13 protein-coding genes and 1 riboswitch are annotated in these 16,391 nt (G+C 61.9%); of the genes, 11 read left to right on the top strand and 2 right to left on the bottom strand.

Annotation, left to right across the window (positions count from 1 at the left end; translation table 11 throughout):
• Positions 1-57 precede the first annotated feature (57 nt).
• Together HCF10_RS11685 and waaA are read left to right on the top strand one after the other, a co-directional pair.
• Positions 58-948 (top strand): LysR family transcriptional regulator, encoded by an 891-nt coding sequence (locus HCF10_RS11685; protein ID WP_131696792.1) that lies wholly within the window; start codon positions 58-60, stop codon positions 946-948.
• 23 nt (positions 949-971) lie between these two features.
• On the top strand, positions 972-2,249 hold the full coding sequence (gene waaA, locus HCF10_RS11680; protein WP_167655557.1) for a lipid IV(A) 3-deoxy-D-manno-octulosonic acid transferase: 1,278 nt from the start codon (positions 972-974) through the stop codon (positions 2,247-2,249).
• Positions 2,250-2,276: 27 nt separating this feature from the next.
• Here the strand turns inward: waaA and HCF10_RS11675 are convergent, their stop codons facing one another.
• Positions 2,277-3,716 carry a TolC family outer membrane protein gene (locus HCF10_RS11675; protein WP_131696790.1) on the bottom strand — a complete coding sequence of 480 codons (1,440 nt, stop codon included), beginning with the start codon at positions 3,714-3,716 and terminating at the stop codon, positions 2,277-2,279.
• A 196-nt stretch (positions 3,717-3,912) separates the two neighbouring features.
• A riboswitch (TPP riboswitch) is annotated at positions 3,913-4,018 on the top strand.
• 148 nt (positions 4,019-4,166) lie between these two features.
• Between HCF10_RS11675 and thiC the strand changes: the two genes are divergently transcribed.
• Complete coding sequence (thiC, locus tag HCF10_RS11670) at positions 4,167-6,056, top strand: phosphomethylpyrimidine synthase ThiC (protein WP_145335998.1); 1,890 nt, start codon at positions 4,167-4,169, stop codon at positions 6,054-6,056.
• 180 nt (positions 6,057-6,236) lie between these two features.
• The gene (gene cytX / locus HCF10_RS11665) at positions 6,237-7,526 is read left to right on the top strand and encodes a putative hydroxymethylpyrimidine transporter CytX (protein ID WP_131696788.1); all 1,290 of its coding nucleotides are present in this window, start codon (positions 6,237-6,239) and stop codon (positions 7,524-7,526) included.
• Here cytX and HCF10_RS11660 read toward each other — a convergent pair.
• The gene (locus tag HCF10_RS11660; RefSeq protein ID WP_167655556.1) at positions 7,495-8,241 is read right to left on the bottom strand and encodes an RsiV family protein; all 747 of its coding nucleotides are present in this window, start codon (positions 8,239-8,241) and stop codon (positions 7,495-7,497) included. The two genes, cytX and HCF10_RS11660, sit on opposite strands and share 32 nt — an antisense overlap.
• 194 nt (positions 8,242-8,435) lie before the next feature.
• On the opposite strand from HCF10_RS11660, the gene HCF10_RS11655 reads away from it, so the two are divergent.
• The 7 genes from HCF10_RS11655 (at position 8,436) to parC (ending at position 16,356) form a co-directional block, all read left to right on the top strand.
• Positions 8,436-9,053, top strand: a complete 618-nt coding sequence (locus tag HCF10_RS11655) for an NUDIX domain-containing protein (RefSeq protein WP_131696786.1) — start codon at positions 8,436-8,438, stop codon at positions 9,051-9,053.
• The gene (locus HCF10_RS11650; RefSeq protein WP_003171323.1) at positions 9,044-9,493 is read left to right on the top strand and encodes a DUF1249 domain-containing protein; all 450 of its coding nucleotides are present in this window, start codon (positions 9,044-9,046) and stop codon (positions 9,491-9,493) included. The genes HCF10_RS11655 and HCF10_RS11650 overlap by 10 nt, the downstream gene beginning before the upstream one ends.
• 97 nt (positions 9,494-9,590) lie before the next feature.
• Positions 9,591-10,406: a 3',5'-cyclic-AMP phosphodiesterase gene (gene cpdA / locus HCF10_RS11645; RefSeq protein WP_167655555.1), complete on the top strand. Its 816-nt coding sequence runs from the start codon at positions 9,591-9,593 to the stop codon at positions 10,404-10,406.
• A gap of 49 nt (positions 10,407-10,455) precedes the next feature.
• On the top strand, positions 10,456-11,064 hold the full coding sequence (locus tag HCF10_RS11640) for a YqiA/YcfP family alpha/beta fold hydrolase (RefSeq protein WP_167655554.1): 609 nt from the start codon (positions 10,456-10,458) through the stop codon (positions 11,062-11,064).
• 54 nt (positions 11,065-11,118) lie between these two features.
• Positions 11,119-13,023, top strand: coding sequence for a DNA topoisomerase IV subunit B (parE, locus tag HCF10_RS11635; RefSeq protein ID WP_027604917.1), 1,905 nt, complete (start codon positions 11,119-11,121; stop codon positions 13,021-13,023).
• Positions 13,023-14,018, top strand: a complete 996-nt coding sequence (locus tag HCF10_RS11630) for an esterase-like activity of phytase family protein (protein ID WP_145336007.1) — start codon at positions 13,023-13,025, stop codon at positions 14,016-14,018. Before parE ends, HCF10_RS11630 begins: the two co-directional genes overlap by 1 nt.
• A 73-nt stretch (positions 14,019-14,091) precedes the next feature.
• The gene (gene parC, locus HCF10_RS11625) at positions 14,092-16,356 is read left to right on the top strand and encodes a DNA topoisomerase IV subunit A (protein ID WP_131696780.1); all 2,265 of its coding nucleotides are present in this window, start codon (positions 14,092-14,094) and stop codon (positions 16,354-16,356) included.
• Positions 16,357-16,391: the final 35 nt, after the last annotated feature.

Below are 16,391 nucleotides of genomic sequence, written 5' to 3'. Positions count from 1 at the left end.
GAGTTTTATCAGATGGGGTAAAGTCATTACCTATCCGAAATTAAGATGGGTTGTGGGATGAGCATGCAATGGAACCTGGAGCAGATGCGTTTGTTTGTCAGCGTCGCCGAGCAGCGTTCGTTTTCAGCGGTAGCGCGTGGGCAGCGCAAGGCGCAATCGGCAGTCAGCAACGCGATTGCGATGCTGGAGACGGACCTCGGCGTGAGCCTGTTCGACCGTAGCAGCGGCCGCCAGCCCAGCCTGACCGAAGCCGGCAGCGTGTTGCTGGAGGAGGCGCGCGAAGTGCTGCGCCAGTGTGAGCGGCTCAATGGCCGGGCACTGTCACTGACCCGCGGTGAAGAAGCCTGCCTGCGCCTGGCCCAGGATGAAGCCATGCTGTTCCAGCCGGTGCTCGACAGTCTTGAGGCATTGGCGGGGCAGTACCCGCTGCTGGAAGTACAGCTGTCCAGCGCCGCCCAGGGCGATGTGGCGCGCAAGTTGGTGGAGCGCCAGGCCGACCTGGGTCTGCTGTTCTATCACGACCAGATCCCCGAGGCTCTGGAGCGGCGGGTGGTGGGCAGCGTGGAGATGGTCACCGTGTGCGGCGTGAACCACCCGTTGGCCAAGGAGAAGTACGTGACGTGCCAGCACCTGGCCCAGTTTCGCCAGTTGTTGATGTCGACTCAGACCAGCGTCTACCCCGGCAGCGAAGCGGCCAGCCCACTGGTGTGGCGCGCCGACAGTTTCTACGTGCTGGCCGAATGGCTGATGAGTGGCCTGGGCTGGGCGTGGTTGCCACGGCATATCGTGCAGTACCCCACCTATCAACAACAAATGGTGGAATTGGACAGCGAATGGACGCCGCCGGCCCTGGTGGTGGAGCTGGTATGGCGGCGCGACGAGCACCTCGGCCCCGCCGCGCGCTTTCTCGCCAAACGTTTTGCTGAGTGCTTGCAGGCGATCGACTGAAAAAGCCGATAAACTCCGCCGCCATGAATAGAACTCTCTACAGCTGTCTGTTTTACCTGGCGCTGCCGTTGGTGGCCTTACGTCTATGGTTGCGCGCACGCAAGGCGCCGGCCTATGCCCGGCGCGTCGGCGAGCGGTTTTCCTATGGCTTGCCGGTGATGCAACCGGGCGGGATCTGGGTGCACGCGGTGTCGGTGGGCGAAAGCATTGCCGCGGCGCCGATGATCCGCGGCTTGTTGGCGCGTTATCCAGACCTGCCGGTCACCGTCACCTGCATGACGCCCACCGGTTCCGAGCGCATCCAGGCGTTGTTCGCCAACGAGCCGCGCATCCAGCATTGCTACCTGCCGTACGATTTGCCCTGTGCGGCCAAGCGTTTTCTTGATCGTGTACAGCCCAGGCTGGCGGTGATCATGGAGACCGAGTTGTGGCCCAACCATATCCACGCCTGCGCCCAGCGCGGTATTCCGGTGGCCTTGGCCAATGCGCGGCTGTCAGCGCGTTCGGCCAAGGGCTACGCACGGTTTTCCAAACTCACGGCGCCGATGCTGGCGCAAATGAGCCTGTTCGCGGTACAGACCGAGACCGAGGCCCAGCGTTTCCTGAGCCTGGGTGCGCGCCCGGAAACCGTCGAGGTTACCGGCTCGATCAAGTTCGACCTGACCATCGACCCCGAGCTGCCGGTGCGCGCCGCCGCCCTGCGCGAACAATGGGGCGCCGCTGAGCGTCCGGTGTGGATCGCTGCCAGTACCCACGAAGGCGAAGATGAAGTGGTGCTCGCGGCCCACCGCCAACTGCTCGAAAGCTACCCCAACGCGTTGCTGATCCTGGTGCCGCGTCATCAAGAGCGCTTCGGCCCGATGTTCGAGCTGTGTACGCAACAAGGGTTTACCACGGTGCGTCGCTCAAGTGGCGAGGCCGTTACCGCACAAACGTCGGTGTTGCTCGGCGATACCATGGGCGAACTGCTGTTTCTCTATGCCTTGGCCGACAGCGCCTTTGTCGGCGGCAGCCTGGTGGCGACCGGTGGGCATAACCCGTTGGAACCGGCGGCGCTGGCCAAGCCGGTAATGATGGGCCCCCACGTGTTCAACTTCCTCGACATCACCGCGATGATGCGCGAAGCGGGTGCGTTGCGAGAGGTGGAGGACGCAGAAGGGTTGGCCGAGGCCGTACGACAGCTGTTCGAGCTGCCGCAGGATGCACGCCGGATGGCGCAGGCGGGGCTCAAGGTGATGCAGGCTAATCAGGGGGCGCTTAAGCGCTTGCTGGATGGCTTGGGCCGATTGATCTCTCACTGACCCAACACCGATCCAAATGTGGAGTGTTCAATAGCCCGGGCGGGCCTTGAGTTGCTCGGCGGCCGCCTTGGCCAGGTCCGGTGGCAGAAAGTCACGATCCGGGTTGTAGTCCGCCTTGAGGTAACGCGTCAGGTCTTGCAGGTCCCCTGGGTTCAAGGTGCCCGCTGCCTGCTTCAAGCGCAGGTTATCGAGGATGTAGTCGTAGCGGCTGTTGTTGTAGTTGCGCACCGACGAGTACAGCTGGCGTTGTGAATCCAGCACATCGACGATATTGCGCGTCCCCACCTGATAACCGATTTCCGTGGCTTCTACCGCGCTCTGGTTGGAGATGATCGACTGGCGGCGCGCCTGTACCTGCTCCACATCGGTGTTCACCGCACGGTGCAGGTTGCGCGTATTTTCCACCACCTGACGGCGCAGGCCTTCGCGTTGCTGCTCGGTCTGGCCCAGGCGCGAGTACGACTCACGTACTTGCGAGCTGGTGAGGCCGCCGCTGTAGAGGGGGATGTTCAGGCGCAGGCCGATGGTGCGCTGCTCGACATCGCCACGATACGGCGTGCCAAAGGCATTCGGGTTGCTGAAGCCAAGGGCGTCGTTGTCACCTTTTTCGTACTGCGCGACGGCGTCCAGGGTCGGCGCGTGGCCGGCCTTGCGCTGCTTGAGGGTCTCTTCGGCGGCCGTGACGGCGTAGTTGCTGGCCAGCAGGTTCAGGTTCTGGCGGCCGGCCGTCTCGACCCAGGCCTTGGCGTCGTTGGGCAGCGGCGGCAACACCGGCAGCGTGTGGACAATGCCCTGGATCGAGTTGTACTGGCGGTTGGTCAGGGTAACCAGTGCTTCAAAGGCATCGTCCACCTGACGCTGGGCCAGGATCCGGTTCGCCCGTGCAGTGTCATAGCTGGCCTGGGATTGCAGCACATCGGTCTTGTCCGACAGGCCGACGTCGAAGCGCTCGTTGGATTGATCCAGCTGGCGCTTGAAGGCATTTTCCTCGGCCTTGGTGGAGGCCAGGTTGTCCTGGGCGCGCAGCACGGCAAAGTAGCTCTCGGCGCTTTGCAGGATCAGGTTCTGTTCAGTGGCCGAGAGTTGCAGCGCCGCCTGTTCATTGGTGGCCTCGGCGGCTTGCAGTTGGAACCAGCGATCGGCGCGGAACAGCGGCTGGCTCAGGGTCGCGCGCCAGGAGTGGGCGTCGCGGTTGGCAGTCGCCGCCGGTGTGTCGATCTGGGTGCGCACGTTATTGATGTCGGCACCGCCCGACAGGTTCGGCAGCAACCCCGCTCGAGCCTGGGGCACGACTTCTTTCTGCGCGCCGTATTGGGCGCGGGCGGCGGCCAGGTCGGCGTTGTTATCCACTGCTTCCTGATAGACGCTGACCAGGTCAGTTTTGGCGGACAAGGGCGCTTCAGCTGCCCAGACCATTCCGTTGGTCGCACAAGACACGGCGAGAGCCAGTGAAAGTTTGCGCAGCATGAGGCGATCCCTAGTGTGAATATTATGGTGATAATTTAGCGCTCAAGGCTACGGCTGGCCAATCCTGGCGTCAAGCAGTGAGGCGGCTCTCGAGTGTAGTGGCGAGATCCCCGGGCAACAATCCCGCAATCACGCCATTCATCACGCTGAATACACCGCTATTGGCAATTTGCCCGCGGCATGGTCTAGACTGGCCACGTTCTTGTCGGGGTGCCTTGTTGGAAGGCTGAGATCGGTAAATACCGGATCCCGTTGAACCTGATCAGGTTAACGCCTGCGTAGGGAACAAGATTTCTCGTCACCCGGCGAGTCCTCTTGTGCTTCGTCCGGGATGTTGTTCGACCTTCGAACAACCCTCGTGCACCAAGCACAGCACTGCTTCCAGTGCGTCCATCCGTCACAGGTTCGCTCCGACAGAAATCCACCGCCTGGATAGTTGGAGAGCCCGTGATGAGTACAAAATTAAAAAACACCGTGCACTTGAGTGAATCGGCCAAGGTCGACTCCGGTTCCGTACAGCCGTTTACCCGCTCGCAAAAAATCTACGTGCAAGGCACCCGCCCGGACATTCGCGTGCCGATGCGTGAAATCAGCCTCGACGTGACCCCAACCGACTTCGGCGGTGAAATCAACGCGCCCGTGGTGGTCTACGACACCTCCGGCCCCTACACCGACCCCAACGTCATCATCGACGTACGCAAAGGTCTGGGCGATGTACGCTCGCCGTGGATCGAAGTCCGTGGCGACACCGAACGCCTGAGTGGCCTCAGCTCGCATTTCGGCCAGCAACGTCTGAGCGATGCCGAACTGACCGCGCTGCGCTTCGCCCACGTGAAAAACCCGCGCCGCGCCAAGGCCGGCGCCAATGTCACGCAGATGCACTACGCGCGCAAAGGCATCATCACCGCCGAGATGGAGTACGTCGCCATCCGCGAAAACATGAAGCTGGAAGAAGCCCGCGCCAGTGGCCTGCTCGACCAGCAACACGCCGGCCACAGCTTCGGCGCCAGCGTGCCGAAAATCATCACCCCTGAATTCGTCCGTGAAGAAATCGCCCGTGGCCGCGCGATCATCCCGGCCAACATCAACCACACCGAACTTGAACCGATGATCATCGGCCGTAACTTCCTGGTGAAGATCAACGGCAACATCGGCAACAGCGCCCTGGGTTCGTCCATCGAAGAAGAAGTGGCGAAACTCACCTGGGGCATTCGCTGGGGCTCGGACACGGTGATGGATCTGTCCACCGGTAAGCACATCCACGAAACCCGTGAGTGGATCATCCGCAACTCGCCGGTGCCGATCGGTACCGTGCCGATCTACCAGGCCCTGGAAAAAGTCGGCGGCGCGGCCGAAGACCTGACCTGGGAGCTGTTCCGCGACACCCTGATCGAACAGGCCGAGCAGGGCGTCGACTATTTCACCATCCACGCCGGTGTGCTGCTGCGCTACGTGCCGCTGACCGCCAAGCGCGTGACCGGCATCGTGTCCCGTGGCGGTTCGATCATGGCCAAGTGGTGCCTGGCGCACCACAAAGAGAACTTCACCTACACGCATTTCGACGAAATCTGCGAAATCATGAAGGCCTATGACGTCAGCTTCTCCCTCGGCGACGGCTTGCGCCCGGGCTCGATTGCCGACGCCAACGACGCCGCGCAGTTCGGCGAGCTGGAAACCCTCGGCGAGCTGACCAAGACCGCCTGGAAGCACGACGTGCAAACCATGATCGAAGGCCCTGGCCACGTGCCGATGCAGTTGATCAAGGAGAACATGGACAAGCAGCTCGAATGCTGCGACGAAGCGCCGTTCTACACCCTCGGCCCGCTGACCACCGACATCGCGCCGGGCTATGACCACATTACCTCCGGCATCGGTGCGGCGATGATCGGCTGGTTCGGTTGCGCCATGCTCTGCTACGTCACACCCAAGGAGCACCTGGGCCTGCCGAACAAGGATGACGTGAAGACCGGGATCATCACCTACAAGATCGCCGCCCACGCGGCGGACTTGGCCAAGGGGCATCCGGGCGCGCAGATCCGCGATAACGCCTTGAGCAAGGCGCGCTTCGAGTTCCGTTGGGAAGACCAGTTCAACCTTGGCCTGGACCCGGACACCGCGCGTTCCTACCACGACGAAACCCTGCCGAAAGATTCGGCCAAGGTCGCGCACTTCTGCTCGATGTGCGGGCCGAAGTTCTGCTCGATGAAAATCACCCAGGAAGTGCGCGAGTACGCGGCCAACCAGCGCATTGAAGCCGTGGATGTGGATGTGGCCAAGGGCTTGGCGGAGCAGGCGGAGCGGTTCAAGCAGGAAGGCAGTCAGCTGTACAAGAAGGTCTGATCCAGAGACGGCGGTGCCTGTACCGCCGTCATCGGGGCGGTGCGACGACTCGACAAGCCCCCTCCCACATTTTGACTGAGGTATGCACAGTTTTTGTGTTCACAGCAGATCCAATGTGGGAGGGGGCTTGCCCCCGATAGCAATCTTTCAAACAAAAAATGCCCCTCAGAGATAACACCCTTGAGCATTCAACCCAGCACCTACTCCCCCGACATCGCGGTGCCTGCTGACAAGCGCGTCTTCGGCGCCCGCGACCTGTTCTCCCTGTGGTTCTCCCTCGGCATCGGCCTGATGGTCCTGCAAACCGGCGCCTTGCTCGCGCCGGGCCTGGGCTTGTCCGGTTCATTGCTGGCGATTTTCCTCGGCACCCTGGTCGGCGTGCTGTTGCTGGCTGCCGTCGGCGTGATCGGCAGCGACACCGGCCTGTCCGCCATGGCCGCCCTCAAGCTCAGCCTCGGAGCCAAGGGCGCGAGCCTGCCGGCGTTGCTGAACCTGCTGCAACTGATCGGCTGGGGCTCGTTTGAAATCATCGTGATGCGCGATGCCGCCAGCCTGTTGGGCGCGCGGGCGTTGAGCGACGGCAGCCTATTGGCCAGCCCGTTGTTGTGGACACTGTTCTTCGGTGGCCTGGCGACCTTGCTGGCGGTCAGCGGGCCATTGACGTTCGTACGGCAGATTCTGCGCAAATGGGGGATCTGGCTGCTGCTGGCGGCCTGCCTGTGGCTGACCTGGAACCTGTTCGCCAAGGCTGACCTCGGCGCACTCTGGGCTCGGGCCGGTGACGGTTCGATGCCCTTTGCAGTCGGCTTTGATATCGCCATCGCCATGCCGTTGTCGTGGCTGCCGCTGATTGCCGATTACTCCCGCTTCGGCAAGCGCGCCAAAAACGTATTCGGCGGCACCGCCCTTGGCTTCTTTATCGGTAATTTCTGGCTGATGAGCCTGGGCGTGGCCTACACCCTGGCGTTTGCGCCCAGCGGTGAAGTGAATGCGCTGCTGCTGGCACTGGCCGGGGCCGGCCTGGGGATTCCGCTGCTGCTGATCCTGTTGGACGAGTCGGAAAACGCCTTTGCCGATATTCACTCGGCGGCGGTGTCCAGCGGGATTCTATTGCGCTTGAAGGTCGAGCACCTGGCCCTGGCCATCGGTGTGATCTGCACCCTGATCGCCTGTTTTGCCCCGTTGGCGCAATACCAGAACTTCCTGCTGCTGATCGGCTCAGTGTTTGCGCCGTTGTTCGGCGTGGTGCTGGTGGATCATTTCATCCTGCGCCGTCGTGGCCAGGGTGTGATTGCCAGCCTGCGTTGGCCGGCACTGTTGGCCTGGCTGGGCGGTATCGGCACTTACCACCTGTTGGCCAACCTGTACCCGGATATCGGCGCAACCCTGCCGGCGCTGGCGCTGGCAGGGTTGTTGCAATTCATCCTGGGACGGGCCTTCAGCGGCGCGCGGGCACCAGCTCAGGCTTGAGGATGCCTTCCAGGCGCGAGTAGGGAATCTGCAACTCGACATGGCCCAGGGCGTACGGCGCGATGGTGCTGGTGGGGTACTTGAGGATCACGCCACCATAGGTCAGCGCCACATTCGGGGTTTTCTGGAACGGGTAGGTTTTCACGAACTCCGGTTCCAGGCTCAGGCGGGTGCTGATCAGCCAGCTGTTGTGCGCCACCTGGGCGGCTTTCCAGAACGCGTCTTCCTTGCCGGGCAGCAGCATGTCGCTCAGCCACAGGGCCTTTTGCTGCTGGCGCGAATAGTTGATGAACGCGCGGCCTGGCTCGCCGTGGGTGGCGCCCTGGTCCAGGTAGCTGGACAACTCGATGATTACCAAACCGTCATGCTGCTCCCGTACCTTGGCCTGCAAGTACATGCTGTTGCGTGGGGCTGCGGTGCTGAGGAATTGCTCGCGGTAAGACTCAAGGCTCGACGGCAGCGGGTCGCCCGCGTTGGTACGGGTCATTTCCAGCAGGCGTTGCTCGATCAAGGCATCCAGCTTGGGTTCCTTGGCAAAGTGCACGGTGTCGATATTCACCAGCGGGCAATCGCTGCTGGCGCAGCCTGGCTTGCTCTGCTCGGTGGCGTCGCGGGTGGCTTCCAGTGGAGTGCGATAGCTGGGTTGGAACAGGCTTTGGCAGGCGCCGAGGGTCAAGGCGATGCAGGCCACGGATGCGATTTTTAAAAGCGACATGGATGTCCTTCGTCTATCGATAAGAGCGAAATTTGTGGAGCTTCGACTACCGGCAGGGCAGTCAGTTCGCCACTAAGCTGATTGAGCGTGAGTTTGACCTCCTCCGTCTGGCCCGGCAACCGCAAAGGGGCTGCATCAATGGGCAGGAGCGCGTTAGGATGGCGCGAATTGCACCGGACATGATGAGGAAGGGTATGACGGACATTGCGAAATCGACGCCGAGTACGATCGAGATTGTTCAGCGCGACAATGCCTACAAGGGCTTCTACCAGCTCGATCGCGTGCAACTGCGTCATGAAAAGTTCGATGGCGGTATGAGCCGAGTGATCAATCGCGAAGTGTTCGTGCGCCATGACGCGGTATGCGTGTTGCCCTACGACCCGCAGCGCGATGAAGTGGTGCTGATCGAGCAGTTTCGCGTGGGCGCCATGGGCCGCAGCAATAACCCTTGGCTGGTGGAAATGGTCGCGGGGCTGATCGACAAGGACGAAGAACCGGAGGAGGTTGCACACCGCGAGGCCGAGGAGGAAGCTGGGCTGACGTTCTCCGCACTGTGGCCGATCACCAAGTATTTCCCGTCGCCCGGTGGCAGTACCGAATTTGTCCACTTGTACCTGGGCCGCTGTGACAGCACGGGGGCGGGTGGTGTCCATGGACTGGAAGAAGAAGCAGAGGACATCCGCGTTACGGTCTGGGCATTTGAAGACGCCCTGCAAGCCGTTCGCGATGGCAAAATTTCCAACGCAGCCAGCATTATCGCCCTGCAATGGCTTGCGCTTAATCGCGCGGAAGTGAGGGGGTTATGGCAGTAAAGGCACGGGAACGATATCGAGTCGACCTGATCGGGCTGCAAGCCGCCTGCGAGGCCAACTATGCGCGGCTGATGCGCCTGCTGCCCGACATGCGCCACGCCCCGGAGGCGCGGCGCATCGGCGTGACCCATGGCGACCAGATGCTGGGCGTGCTGGCCCTGGAAGTCATCGTCAATTGCCCGTACACCACCACCCTGCGCGTACGCCAGGAACACAGCCTGCCGTGGCTGCCGGTGCCGCAACTGGAAGTGCAGGTGTACCACGATGCGCGAATGGCCGAAGTGATCAGCGCCGAACATGCGCGGCGCTTTCGCAGCATCTATCCTTACCCGAATGTGTTCATGCACCAGCCCGATGAGAAAGCACAGCTCAATGTGTTCCTCGGTGAATGGTTGAGTCATTGCCTGGCCCTGGGCCATGAGTTCGAAGTCGTGCGATAGATGTGAACTGCGTCGGCTTCCTGGGTTTCCTCTTTGCGTTCTGCCCCAGCATAATCGCTCCAACTCTATATTCCTGTGATTGCCTTGGGAGAGCGCCTTGCCGAGCGTATCCACCTTGAACCCCGATGCGCCGGCGTTGCTGGTGCAGCTGTCCGACAGCCACCTGTTTGCCGAGGCCGACGGCACGCTGTTGGGTATGAACACCTGCGAGAGCCTGCAGCGGGTGATCGAATTGGTGCGCGCGCAGCAGCCTCGGATCGATTTGCTGCTGGCCACAGGAGATTTGTCCCAGGATGGCACGCTTGAGTCTTATCAACAGTTTCGCGATATGACCCGGCAAATCGATGCTCCGGCACGCTGGATTCCCGGCAACCACGACGAACCGCAGATCATGGCGCACGCTGCCGCGCACAGTGACCTGCTGGAGCCCGTAGTGGACGTCGGCAACTGGCGTATCACCCTGCTCGACTCCGCCGTGCCCGGCTCGGTGCCGGGCTACCTGCAGGATTCGCAGCTGCAATTGCTGGCTCAAGCCTTGAGCGAAGCTCCGAACCGCCATCATCTGGTGTGTTTCCACCATCACCCGGTGCCCATCGGCTGTGCGTGGATGGAACCTATCGGCTTGCGCAACCCCGATGCGTTGTTTGCCGTGCTGGACCGTTTTCCGCAGGTGAGGGCAGTGCTCTGGGGCCACGTGCACCAGGAGATCGACCGCGAGCGCAACGGCGTGCGCCTGCTGGCTTCGCCGTCCACCTGCATCCAGTTCGCGCCGGGCAGCGAGGATTTCAAGGTCAGCGAGCAAGCACCGGGCTATCGTTGGTTGCGTTTGCATGCCGACGGACGGCTGGAAACCGGGGTAGAGCGCCTGGTCGGCTTCGCGTTTACGGTGGATTACGGTAGCAACGGCTACTGAGATTTACCTGTAAACTGCGCCTCTTTGGCTGAAGCACGGAGAGCCCGGCATGTCCGCTTCGATCCTGTATATCCACGGTTTCAACAGCGCGCCTGCGTCCAACAAGGCCAGCCAACTGATCACCGTGATGGATGCCCTCGGCCTGGCCGATCAATTGCGCGTGCCGGCCCTGCATCACCATCCGCGTCAGGCAATTCCTCAATTGGAGGAAGCCATTGCCCAGTTGGGACGGCCGCTGCTAGTCGGCAGCTCGCTCGGCGGCTACTATGCAACCCATCTTGCTGAGCACCATGGCCTCAAGGCGTTGCTGGTCAACCCGGCGGTCAGCCCCCATCGGATGTTCGACGGTTACCTGGGAACCCAGAAGAACCTCTACACCGATGAAACCTGGGAATTGACCCACGACCACGTCACGGCGCTGGCCGAGCTGGAAGTACCGGCGCCCCAGGACGCCGCGCGTTACCAGGTGTGGTTGCAGACCGGCGATGAAACACTGGATTATCGCCTCGCCCAAGCGTATTACCGTGCCTGTGCCTTGCGCATCCAGGCCGGTGGCGACCATGGTTACCAGGGGTTCGCCCAGCAATTGCCGGCGTTGTTGAGTTTTGCCGGTATTGGCGCAGATCAGTATCAATCCTTCGATTTCTCGGCACTGTAATTGCCTTGGAAATCGCAGGTCACTTTTTAATCGAACGACTCACGACGAGACCCCATGGCCACTCCCAGCGCTAGCTCTTATAACGCCGACGCCATCGAAGTCCTCTCGGGCCTCGACCCGGTGCGCAAACGCCCCGGCATGTACACCGACACCAGTCGGCCGAACCACCTTGCCCAGGAAGTCATCGACAACAGCGTCGACGAAGCCTTGGCGGGGCACGCCAAGTCGGTGCACGTCATTCTTCACGCTGACCACTCCCTGGAAGTGTCCGACGATGGTCGCGGCATGCCGGTGGACATTCACCCGGAAGAGGGCGTGTCGGGCGTCGAGCTGATCCTCACCAAGCTGCACGCCGGCGGCAAGTTCTCCAACAAGAACTACCAGTTCTCCGGTGGCTTGCACGGTGTGGGTATTTCCGTGGTCAACGCCCTGTCCACGCTGGTACGGGTCAAGGTCAAGCGCGACGGCAACGAGTACGAGATGACCTTCGCCGATGGCTACAAAGCCACCGACCTGCAGGTGATCGGCACCGTTGGCAAACGCAACACCGGCACCAGCGTGTACTTCGCGCCGGACCCTAAATACTTCGACTCGCCGAAATTCTCCATCAGCCGCCTCAAGCACGTGCTCAAGGCCAAGGCCGTGTTGTGCCCGGGCCTGTTGGTGACCTTTGAAGACAAAGGCACTGGCGAAAAGGTCGAGTGGCACTACGAAGACGGTCTGCGTTCCTACCTTGAAGACTCCGTCAGTGATTTCGAACGCCTGCCCAACGAGCCGTTCTGCGGCAGCCTGGCCGGCAACAAGGAAGCCGTCGACTGGGCGCTGCTGTGGTTGCCCGAAGGCGGCGACAGCGTGCAGGAAAGCTACGTCAACCTGATCCCCACCGCCCAGGGCGGCACCCACGTCAACGGTTTGCGCCAGGGCTTGCTGGATGCCATGCGCGAATTCTGTGAATACCGCAGCCTGCTGCCGCGTGGCGTGAAGCTGGCGCCGGAAGACGTGTGGGAGCGCATTGCGTTCGTACTGTCGATGAAAATGCAGGAGCCGCAGTTCTCCGGCCAGACCAAGGAGCGCCTGTCGTCCCGCGAAGCGGCGGCATTTGTTTCCGGTGTGGTCAAGGATGCCTTCAGCCTGTGGCTCAACGAGCACCCGGAACTGGGCCTGGCCCTGGCGGAACTGGCAATCAACAACGCCGGCCGTCGCCTCAAGGCCAGCAAGAAAGTCGAGCGCAAGCGCATCACCCAGGGTCCGGCATTGCCCGGCAAGCTGGCCGATTGCGCCGGGCAGGACCCGATGCGCTCCGAACTGTTCCTGGTCGAAGGTGACTCCGCCGGTGGTTCCGCCAAGCAGGCGCGGGACAAGGAATTCCAGGCGATCCTGCCGTTGCGCGGCAAGATCCTCAATACCTGGGAAGTCGATGGCAGCGAAGTCCTTGCCAGTCAGGAAGTGCACAACATCGCGGTGGCCATCGGCGTCGACCCGGGCGCGGCGGACATGAGCCAGTTGCGCTACGGCAAGATCTGCATCCTCGCCGACGCCGACTCCGACGGCCTGCACATCGCGACCCTGCTGTGCGCGTTGTTCGTGCAGCACTTCCGCCCGTTGGTGGATGCCGGTCACGTCTACGTCGCCATGCCGCCGCTGTACCGTATCGACCTGGGCAAGGAGATTTTCTACGCCCTTGACGAAGCGGAGCGCGATGGCATCCTCGACCGCCTGGTCGCCGAGAAGAAACGCGGCAAGCCGCAGGTCACGCGATTCAAGGGCCTGGGTGAAATGAACCCGCCGCAACTGCGTGAAACCACCATGGACCCCAACACCCGGCGCCTGGTGCAGTTGACCCTGGAAGACTTCGCCGCTACCTCGGAAATGATGGACATGCTGCTGGCGAAGAAACGCGCACCGGACCGCAAGTCCTGGCTGGAATCCAAAGGCAACCTCGCCGAGGTTCTGGGCTGATGCGCACAGGTTTCGCCCTGGCGATCCTGATGTTGAGCGGGCTGGCAGCGACTCAGGTCGCCGCCGCGCCCGTGGCTGAGCTCAAGCTGGTGTCCGAACACCCGGTGGACGGCATGCGCGGCGGTAACCTGTCGGGCCTGGCGCAGTGTGGCAAGGAGTTGTGGACGGTTTCCGACCGCGATGACGACCAGATCTATCGTCTCGATACCCGTGCGCCGACCTGGCAAGCCGAAGCGGTAAGCATCGATGTACCGCCGGTGCCGGAATCCGGGCTGCCCTGGGGGCTGCGTTCGCGCACCAAGGCTGCGTCGTTCATTCGCGGCGGCGACCTGGATTTTGAAGGCATCACCTGCGATGCCGCCGGCAATCGCTATATTGTCAGCGAAGCCCATGCGGCGGTGCTGCAAGTGCCGGTGAACGGTGCGCCTGAATGGTTGAAGATCGCCCCGGGCATGGTGCGTGAAGCACGGGCCAGTGGCATGTTGCTGCACTTCAATGCGTTGTTCGAAGGCCTGGCAATCAACCCCGGGGGTAATCAGATCTGGCTGGCTGCGGAGCGTGAGCGGCGCGGCCTCATCTCCATCAAGCGTCCGCAAAGCCTGTGGGATTGCGATGGCCCTTGCGTATTGCTGAGCGAGGCCGGCCAGGAGATGCAGCCGGCCAAGTTCATCGGTGCCAAGGCGGTGTCCAAGGATTTCGCCGATCTGTCACTGTTCAACGGCAAGCTGTTTACCCTGGAACGCAATGCGTTCCAGATCTGCCGGCGCGATGCGGTCACGGCCAAGGTCGAGCTGTGCTGGTCGTTCGCTGACGAAACCCTGACGCCCGAGCGGCGTTACGCCCAGCCCTATGGCCTGGCCGAAGCCCTGGTGGTGGACGCAGACGGTGCCTGGCTGGGCATCGACAATAATTTCGGCCCCCGCGCCGATGGTGAAAAACGCCCCATGGTCTATCGTTTCGCCGCCCCCGCCGGCGGCTGGAGCGCCCAGCCATGAGCCGCTACTTTTTTGAATCGATCCGGTGCGGCGGCATTTCCGCTGCGCCTTACCAAACAATGATGAGGCCCGCATGAGTGACATCCTCGCAGACAGCTTAGATGGCGTAGAACGCCGGTCGCTGGCTGACTTCACCGAAAATGCCTACCTCAACTACTCCATGTACGTGATCATGGACCGTGCCTTGCCGCATATCGGCGACGGCCTCAAGCCCGTACAGCGGCGCATCATCTACGCCATGAGTGAGTTGGGCCTGGACGCCGACTCCAAGCACAAGAAGTCGGCGCGTACCGTCGGTGACGTGCTCGGTAAATTCCACCCCCACGGCGATTCGGCCTGCTACGAAGCCATGGTGCTGATGGCTCAGCCGTTCAGCTACCGCTACACCCTCGTCGATGGCCAGGGCAACTGGGGTGCGCCGGATGATCCCAAGTCCTTCGCGGCCATGCGTTACACCGAGGCGCGCCTGTCGCGCTATTCGGAAGTGTTGCTCAGCGAACTGGGCCAGGGTACCGCGAACTGGGGACCGAACTTCGACGGCACTCTCGACGAGCCGCTGGTGTTGCCCGCACGTTTGCCGAATATCCTGCTCAATGGCACCACCGGTATCGCGGTCGGTATGGCCACCGACGTACCGCCGCACAACCTGCGCGAAGTCGCCACCGCCTGCGTGCGCTTGCTGGATGAGCCCAAGGCCACGGTCGAGCAGCTTTGCGAGCATATCCAGGGCCCGGATTACCCGACCGAAGCGGAAATCATCACGCCGCGCGCCGACCTGCTGAAGATGTACGAAACCGGCAAGGGCTCGGTGCGCATGCGTGCCGTGTATCACATTGAAGACGGCGACATTATCGTCACCGCGCTGCCGCACCAGGTGTCCGGTGCCAAGGTGCTGGAGCAGATTGCTGCGCTGATGCAGGCCAAGCCATCGAAATTGCCCCAGGTCGCTGACTTGCGTGACGAGTCCGACCACGAAAACCCATGCCGCATCGTGATCATCCCGACCAACAGCCGGGTCGACCACGAAGTGCTGATGCAGCATCTGTTTGCCAGCACGGAGCTGGAGTCCAGCTACCGGGTCAACGTCAACATCATTGGCCTGGACGGTAAGCCGCAGCTGAAAAACCTGCGCAACCTGCTGGTCGAGTGGCTGGAGTTCCGGATACAAACCGTGCGTCGCCGCCTGCAGTTCCGCCTCGACAAGGTCGAACGCCGCCTGCACCTGTTGGACGGCTTGCTGATTGCCTACCTCAACCTGGATGAAGTGATCCACATCATCCGTACCGCCGAGCATCCGAAAGCCGAACTGATCGCGCGCTTCGAGCTGAGCGAGATCCAGGCCGACTACATCCTCGACACCCGCTTGCGTCAGTTGGCACGCCTGGAAGAAATGAAGCTGCGCGACGAGCAAGACGCGCTGCTCAAGGAACAAGCCAAGTTGCAGGCCCTGCTGGGCAGCGAAGCCAAGCTGAAGAAGCTGGTGCGCACCGAGTTGATCAAAGACGCCGAAACCTATGGTGACGACCGCCGTTCGCCAATCGTGCAGCGTGCCGAAGCCAAGGCGCTGACAGAGACCGAACTGCTGCCGAACGAGAAAATTACCGTCGTTCTGTCGGAAAAGGGTTGGGTTCGTTCAGCCAAAGGGCATGATATTGACGCCACTGGCCTGTCGTACAAGGCGGGTGATGGCTTCAAGACTGCCGCAGCCGGGCGTTCCAACCAGTTTGCGGTGTTTATTGACTCCACCGGGCGCAGTTATTCGGTTCCGGCCCATACCTTGCCCTCGGCGCGGGGGCAGGGCGAGCCGTTGACCGGTCGCCTGACGCCGCCACCTGGGGCGAATTTTGAATGTGTGCTGCTGCCGGATGACGATTCGCTGTATGTGATCGCTTCCGACGCGGGCTACGGGTTCGTGGTCAAGGGTGAAGACCTGCAGGCCAAGAACAAGGCGGGCAAGGCATTGTTGAGCCTGCCGAACAACGCCAAGGTCATCCTGCCGCGTCCGGTGGAAGACCGCGAAGGCAACTGGCTGGCGTCGGTGACCACCGAAGGGCGCTTGCTGGTGTTCAAGATCAGCGATCTGCCGCAGTTGGGCAAAGGCAAGGGCAACAAGATTATTGGTATTCCCGGCGAGCGGGTGGCCAGTCGCGAAGAGTACGTGACCGACATCGCAGTGATCCCGGAAGGTTCCACCCTGGTGCTCCAGGCCGGCAAGCGCACGTTGTCATTGCGCCCTGACGACCTCGAACACTACAAGGGCGAGCGTGGTCGTCGCGGTAATAAATTGCCTCGCGGCTTCCAGCGTGTGGATGCTTTGCTGGTGGAAACGCCGGTTTAAGGCGTATTAGAGCCCTCGATCTACGATTTAAAGCG

Source organism: Pseudomonas sp. B14(2022) (genome assembly GCF_012030485.1).
Classification (GTDB): Bacteria; Pseudomonadota; Gammaproteobacteria; order Pseudomonadales; family Pseudomonadaceae; genus Aquipseudomonas.
This window is presented reverse-complemented; position numbering and strand designations above follow the sequence as displayed.